Origin of the sequence: Pararhizobium sp. (genome assembly GCF_035497515.1) — a bacterium.
GTDB lineage: Bacteria > Pseudomonadota > Alphaproteobacteria > Rhizobiales > Rhizobiaceae > Pararhizobium.
Genome location: NZ_DATJDJ010000063.1, coordinates 36,818 through 43,176, shown reverse-complemented (window position 1 = coordinate 43,176; position 6,359 = coordinate 36,818). Strand labels below are relative to the sequence as shown.

Sequence of the window (6,359 nt, the reverse complement as noted above, 5' to 3'; positions counted from 1 at the left end):
GCAACCGTCGTGCGAAGGCCGTTCTTTTTCAGATAGCTCGACACCAGTTCGCGAATTTCGCGGTCGTCATCGACAATCAAAATGTGATCGACATGGTCCATCTGTGGCCTTTCAAACTTCCGCACTCAGGCGACAATAGTTTCCGTGTCGGCTGCCGCGAGTAAAGCGGTTTCTCGCGGCAGCCCTGCCGTCAGAGTTTTGCGACATCAATGATGGCCTGAGCGAATGCCTCTGGCGCTTCCTGAGGCAAATTATGCCCGATAGCTGCTATATCTCGATGCTCGTATTTTCCGGAGAACTTCTTCGCATAGACTGAAGGTTGCGGATGGGGCGCACCATTGGCATCGCCTTCCATGGTGATCGTTGGAGTGGTTATGACCGGACCCGTTGCGAGCTGCCTCTCGAAGGCATCGTATTTCTCCTCGCCTTCGGCAAGTCCGAGCCGCCAGCGATAATTGTGGATCGTTATATCCACATGATCAGGGTTGTCGAGGGCGGCGGCCGAACGATTGAACGTCGCATCGTCGAACGCCCAGGTGGGCGACGCCGTCCGCCAGACCAGCTTCGCAAAATCGTGCGTGTTGGCAGTATAGCCTAGCCGCCCCCGCTCGGTCGCAAAATAGAACTGGTACCACCAGGAGAGTTCCGCGGCCGGCGGGAGTGGCTTGCTGTTGGCCGCCTGGCTGCCGATCAAATAGCCGCTGACGGAAACCATCGCCTGGCAGCGATCCGGCCAGAGAGCCGCCATGATGTTGACGGTGCGCGCACCCCAGTCATATCCGCCCAGGATCGCCTTTTCGACGCCCAGTGCATCCATGAAGGCGATCAGATCAACTGCCAGAGCAGCCTGTTGGCCGTTGCGCGGAGTCTCGCTTGAAAGGAAACGTGTCGTCCCGTAGCCACGCAGATAGGGAATGAGCACGCGGTAGCCTGCATCGGCCAGGATCGGCGCAACATCGACATAGCTATAAATGTCATACGGCCAACCGTGAACAAGCAGAACAACGGGACCATCGGCCGGACCGGCTTCTGCATATCCGACATCAAGCACCCCTGCCTTGATCTGCTTGAGCGCTGCGAACGAAGTATGCTCTCCAGCCTTGATTGCCGCCGATGCCATGGGTGACGCGGCATTGGCGATTGTGGTCACGCCGAATTCGGCGGCAGCAATGGTCATGGCGGCGATACCGAAGAAGCGGCGGCGCTGGTGGTCGAATTGCGGGGACATCGTTCTCTCCATCTCGATTGATCGTGATGAGAAGAAAGCCGACTGCACGTATCCCGCATGTGTCCCGTCAAGCCCGAATTTGAATGCGGATGTAGCATCCGGCCCCCTCCGATACAGTCTGATACAATTCACACCATCTGCTGAGCGGGCTTGCCAACGATTTGTATCACTCTGTCGTGGATGGGCAGCGTCCTACACTGCGGTACATTCCCGCTGAAAGCCCGACACATCCGGGATACGTCGCTTCGACCAGATTGGTGTCGTTGCTGGTCGTGCCCCATCGCCGTCCAGAACCCGACAAACTGGTTTCAAGGAAACGACGATGACACTTCTCATCATTGCCTATCTCGGAGGAGCGCTGACGATCCTCAGCCCGTGCATCCTTCCCATCCTCCCTTTCGTGTTTGCCCGGGCCGGACAGCCCTTCATCAAGAGCACCCTTCCCATGCTGATTGGCATGAGTGCCACGTTCGCAATTGTCGCGACGCTTGCCTCGATCGGCGGGAGCTGGGCGATCCACGCCAATGAATACGGTCGTCTCGCTGCGATAACGCTGCTCGCTATTTTCGGGGTCGGTCTGTTGTCGCCACGCACTGCGAGCATCATCACGCAACCGGTCGTCGATTTGGGCAACAGGTTGCTGAATGCGTCTGGCAGACCTGGATCCGTGCCGACTGCAGCGAGTTCCTTCATTCTAGGCGTCGCCACCGGCCTGCTCTGGGCGCCCTGCGCCGGCCCGATCCTCGGCCTTCTGCTGACGGGTGCGGCTCTGAATGGCGCTAATCTCCAGACGACATTTCTGCTCGCGGCCTATGCCGCAGGTGCCGCGACATCGCTTGCCATTGCCCTTCTCGTAGGCGGCAGGGTCTTCGCCGGCATGAAGCAGTCGCTCGGCGTCAGCGAGCGTATTCGCCAGGTGCTGGGTGCTGCGGTTCTCGCCGGCGTCGCCGTTATTGCGCTCGGTCTGGACACCGGTCTCCTGGCGCGGCTCTCCTATACCAGTACGTCCAAACTCGAGCAGGTCGTCCTTGACCAACTGCGCGACAACGATGCAAACGCCCCTCTGTCCGAGGTCGCTAGCAACGGAGCGATGCCGGCTGCAGTGGATCGAACACAGCCGTTCCGCAGCAATCTGCCAGTCGAGGGCGCGGCTCCCTCGTTGAATGGTGCTGTCGAATGGCTGAACTCGCCGCCGCTGACGACAGAAGAACTGCGCGGCAAGGTCGTGCTCATCGATTTCTGGACATATTCCTGCATCAATTGCATCCGAACCGTTCCCTACGTCCGCGCCTGGGCTGAAAAATACAAGGACCAAGGTCTGGTCGTCATTGGCGTGCATGCCCCGGAATTTGCGTTCGAGAAGAAGATCGACAATGTCAGAAAGGCGATCAAGGATTTCAAAATCGGTTATCCGGTAGCGATCGACAACGACTACAAGATCTGGCGTGCGTTCGAGAACAGCTACTGGCCAGCACACTACCTGATCGATGCCAAAGGCCAGATACGCTACCATCACTTCGGCGAAGGCAATTACCGCCAGACAGAGCAGGCGATCCAGGACCTGCTGCGTGAAGCCGGCAGCGAGATGTTGACGACTACGCCCGTGACTCCCGATGCCAAAGGAGCCGAGGCAAGCCCTGACCTCAAGAACATCCGCTCCGGCGAGAGCTATCTCGGCTACAAGCGCGCCGTCGGGTTCGTCTCTCCGGAAAGGCTGCGTGCCGACGCTGCCAGCGTATATTCTGTCTCGCAACCACGCCTGAATGAATGGGCCCTCTCCGGTACCTGGATAATCGGCGCTGAACGGGCGGTGCTGGACCGGCCGGATGGCAGCATCGTCTACCGCTTCAGCGCGCGAGACCTTCATCTGGTACTGGGACCGGGTGCCACCGGCAAACCTGTTCGCTTCCAGGTGACGATCGACGGCAAGGCGCCCGGTTCCAGCCATGGTGCAGACACCGATGCTGCCGGCCACGGTACCATATCCTCCACCAAGCTTTACCAACTCGTTCGCCAGTCCGGCGAGGTGGAGGAACGGACATTTGAGATCCGTTTCCTCGATCCAGGTGTCGAAGCCTACGCCTTCACCTTCGGCTGACACCCCATCCTTCGCATCAACCTTCCACGACAACAGGAGTAAAACGCATGAACCGACATTCTATCTCGATCCTCGCACTCGCCTTCGCCACCAGCGTCATCGCTTATTCGGCGCAGGCCGCCGAGGTCAAAAACATCGTCATCGTCCATGGCGCACTTGCCGATGGTTCGGGCTGGCGCAAGGCATCCGATATCCTTGTCCAGCGAGGTTTCAATGTCACGATCGTGCAGCAGCCGATTACGTCGCTCGCCGACGATATCGCCGCCACCAACAGGGTGCTCGATTTGCAGGACGGCCCGACGCTTCTCGTCGGGCATAGCTATGGCGGCATGGTGATCACTGAAGCAGGCAATAACTCAGTCGTCGCAGGCCTCGTATACGTCGCAGCTTTCCAGCCGGACAAGGGTGAAAGCCTGCTCAGCCTCGCGAGTTCAAAGCCAGCCGGCGGCATGAATATCCGCGAGACGAAGGACGGAAAGTATCTCTATCTCGACCCCGCTGCCTTTGCGAACGACTTCGCCGCAGACCTGCCGAAAGACGACGCAGCGTTTCTGGCAAGGTCGCAGGCCTTCGCCTCGAAAGAAGCGTTCTCCGCCAAGGTCGGGGATCCCGCCTGGAAGACGAAAAAGAGCTGGTCCATTGTCGCGACTGAAGACCGATCCATCAATCCTGAACTGGAACGAGAGATGGCAAGGCGTGCCGGCAGCACGGTGACTGAGATCAAATCCAGCCACGCTGTCTTCGCCTCTCAGCCCGAAAAGGTTGCTGACGTCATTGAAGCAGCGGTGAAAGCACTCTAACGCTGACATAAGGTGGCGATCCGGCAACATGGATCGCCACTGCAACTGGTTTCGCCTTGAGCGGATTGGACTGCCGACAGGTCTGGAAGAGCTGCTAAATACATGAATTTATGGGAATAGCTGTGTAGGTCGTGCGCCGCCGACCGGGCGTCAGGCGACGGTCTGAACGAGACATCGATGCCGCGCTCGGCAAGCACGTCCTCGACATCAGGCAGGCTCAGCGGATACCGATAATTTACCCACACAGCGTGGGCGATGGCCTCAGCTGGAAAACGATGGCGTCGGTAACGGGTTGCGGCTCGCCGAGCCTCGTCGTCTCATTTCGGGCGTCACAATCTGTTAAGGCGACGCCACCTGCTCGTGAGTGGATTTCTCGACGCCAGAGTTAGCGCCAATCTTCCCTTCCTACAAAACCTTGGACGTGTGGACTCAGGCCAGACCCGCTCCTACCGCATCCCGCCAATATTGTACCCGCCATCGACGAGAATGCTCTGCCCAGTGACAAACGCGGCTTCGGCGCTTGGAAGCCACGTCACCGCCCCGGCAATATCGTCGGGCTCGCCGATCCGCCCGAGTGCGGCATGCGCGCCGACCGCCGTGACCGATTCCGGCGGCAAGAGGCTTGTCATCGGCGTATTGATCACTCCGGGACTGCACACGTCTTACAACGACTACGAGATCGTTGCGGCGAACTTGCTCGATGGCGCAGACCGAAAGGTCAGCGACCGAATCCCTGCCTATGCCCTTTACATCGATCCACCGCTCGGGCGGGTCGGGTTGACGGAACGGCAGGCAAGGGAAACCGGCCGCCCGGTGCTGGTCTCGACGCGGCCGATGACACGCGTTGGACGCGCTGTTGAACGGGGCGAAACACAGGGTTTCATGAAGATCGTTGCCGATGCAGAAACCCGGCAGATTCTCGGAGCAGCCATCCTTGGTATCGAGGGCGACGAAGCAATCCACGGCATCATCGACGCCATGAACGCCAAAACCCCCTATCCGGCCCTTCAGTGGTCTGTCCCGATCCATCCGACCGTATCGGAACTCATTCCGACGCTGATCGGAGATCTCAAGCCTGCGTCCTAGCGTCTGCCTATAATCAGACATCTGCACCAGCCTCTTGGTTTGAACCAGTGTGGACCTCGACGGCGGTTGGAGGGGGCTGACCTTATCTGAACTATCAGCTACGCAATTCTGTCCGAACGCCACTCTATTTTTCTCCGAATTTTGCCACATATGGCAGTTTATGCCCCGACGAATGCCGGCTGGCGTGGGAGAAATTGTAAATAGTTTCAAGGGAGGACCCAACCGTGCGTACCAACACAATATTCATCGCCGGCGCCTTTGCCGTGTTCATGTCGGCGGCGGCAGCAAATGCCCAGGTCGTCGTCTCGTCGAAGATCGACACAGAGGGCGGCGTGCTCGGCAATATCATCCTGGCGGTGCTGAATGCCAACAAGATCGAGACGACCGATCGCGTGCAACTCGGTGCGACACCGGTAGTGCGCAAGGCAATTGCCGCCGGCGAGATCGACATTTATCCCGAATATACTGGCAATGCCGCCTTCTTCTTCGAAAAAGCCGACGATCCGGTCTGGAAGGATGCGGCCAAGGGTTACGAAGCAGCGCAAAAGCTCGATTACGACGCCAACAAGATCGTCTGGCTGACGCCGTCGCCAGCCAACAACACCTGGGCAGTGGCCGTGCGCAAGGATCTCGCCGATGCCAACGGCCTGAAGACGTTCAGCGATTTCGGAAAATACGTCGCCGGCGGCGGCACTGTCGTGTTGGCGGCTTCTTCCGAATTCGTCAACTCCGCGGCTGCCTTGCCGGCGTTCCAGACGACCTATGGTTTCGCGCTGAAATCGGACCAGTTGATCACGCTTTCGGGCGGCGATACGGCGGCGACGATCGGCGCTGCGGCCAACCAGACCAACGGCGCCAATGCCGCCATGGTCTACGGCACAGATGGCGGTATCGCGCCGTCCGGCCTTGTCGTTCTGGAGGACGACAAGGCGGTGCAGCCGGTCTACCAGCCGGCCCCGATCATCCGCGAGGCGGTCCTGAAGGAGCATCCGGAGATCGAGACGCTGCTGAAGCCCGTTTTCGAAAAGCTTGACCTGGTAACGCTGCAGGATTTGAACGGCCGAGTTCAAGTCGGCGGGGAGCCTGCCAAGGCGGTCGCCGAAGATTTCCTGAAGAAGAACGGTTTTCTGAAATAAACTGCTTTTCC

The 6,359-nt window shown here is 59.1% G+C and carries 5 protein-coding genes and 3 pseudogenes; 4 read left to right on the top strand and 4 right to left on the bottom strand.

The window, feature by feature from the left end:
* Together VL202_RS07270 and VL202_RS07265 are read right to left on the bottom strand one after the other, a co-directional pair.
* Nucleotides 1–101: pseudogene (locus tag VL202_RS07270) on the bottom strand (DNA-binding response regulator); the annotation flags it as partial.
* 89 nt (nt 102–190) lie between these two features.
* Nucleotides 191–1,228 carry an alpha/beta hydrolase gene (locus tag VL202_RS07265; RefSeq protein WP_325463462.1) on the bottom strand — a complete coding sequence of 346 codons (1,038 nt, stop codon included), beginning with the start codon at nt 1,226–1,228 and terminating at the stop codon, nt 191–193.
* A gap of 322 nt (nt 1,229–1,550) precedes the next feature.
* On the opposite strand from VL202_RS07265, the gene VL202_RS07260 reads away from it, so the two are divergent.
* A complete protein-coding gene (locus tag VL202_RS07260) occupies nt 1,551–3,326 on the top strand; it encodes a cytochrome c biogenesis protein DipZ (protein WP_325463459.1) in 1,776 nt (591 codons plus the stop codon).
* A gap of 47 nt (nt 3,327–3,373) precedes the next feature.
* Nucleotides 3,374–4,126 (top strand): alpha/beta hydrolase, encoded by a 753-nt coding sequence (locus VL202_RS07255; protein ID WP_325463458.1) that lies wholly within the window; start codon nt 3,374–3,376, stop codon nt 4,124–4,126.
* Nucleotides 4,127–4,287: 161 nt separating this feature from the next.
* On the opposite strand, the pseudogene VL202_RS07250 reads toward VL202_RS07255, so the two are convergent.
* Nucleotides 4,288–4,383, bottom strand: a pseudogene (locus VL202_RS07250) (IS6 family transposase); the annotation flags it as partial.
* 189 nt (nt 4,384–4,572) lie between these two features.
* The gene (locus tag VL202_RS07245) at nt 4,573–4,755 is read right to left on the bottom strand and encodes an SDR family oxidoreductase (protein ID WP_325463457.1); all 183 of its coding nucleotides are present in this window, start codon (nt 4,753–4,755) and stop codon (nt 4,573–4,575) included.
* A 25-nt stretch (nt 4,756–4,780) separates the two neighbouring features.
* Here VL202_RS07245 and VL202_RS07240 point away from each other — a divergent pair.
* A pseudogene (locus tag VL202_RS07240) lies at nt 4,781–5,212 on the top strand (pyruvate/2-oxoglutarate dehydrogenase complex dihydrolipoamide dehydrogenase); the annotation flags it as partial.
* Between the two features lie 269 nt (nt 5,213–5,481).
* Nucleotides 5,482–6,348 carry a glycine betaine ABC transporter substrate-binding protein OsmF gene (gene osmF, locus VL202_RS07235; RefSeq protein ID WP_325463461.1) on the top strand — a complete coding sequence of 289 codons (867 nt, stop codon included), beginning with the start codon at nt 5,482–5,484 and terminating at the stop codon, nt 6,346–6,348.
* The last annotated feature ends 11 nt before the right edge of the window (nt 6,349–6,359 follow it).

What these genes read in the sequence shown, in the direction of transcription:
- VL202_RS07255 (WP_325463458.1), top strand. Translation starts at nt 3,374, where the DNA reads ATGAACCGACATTCTATCTCGATCCTCGCACTCGCCTTCGCCACCAGC.
- VL202_RS07260 (WP_325463459.1), top strand. Translation starts at nt 1,551, where the DNA reads ATGACACTTCTCATCATTGCCTATCTCGGAGGAGCGCTGACGATCCTC.
- osmF (WP_325463461.1), top strand. Translation starts at nt 5,482, where the DNA reads ATGTCGGCGGCGGCAGCAAATGCCCAGGTCGTCGTCTCGTCGAAGATC.
- VL202_RS07265 (WP_325463462.1), bottom strand. Translation starts at nt 1,228, where the DNA reads ATGTCCCCGCAATTCGACCACCAGCGCCGCCGCTTCTTCGGTATCGCC.
- VL202_RS07245 (WP_325463457.1), bottom strand. Translation starts at nt 4,755, where the DNA reads ATGACAAGCCTCTTGCCGCCGGAATCGGTCACGGCGGTCGGCGCGCAT.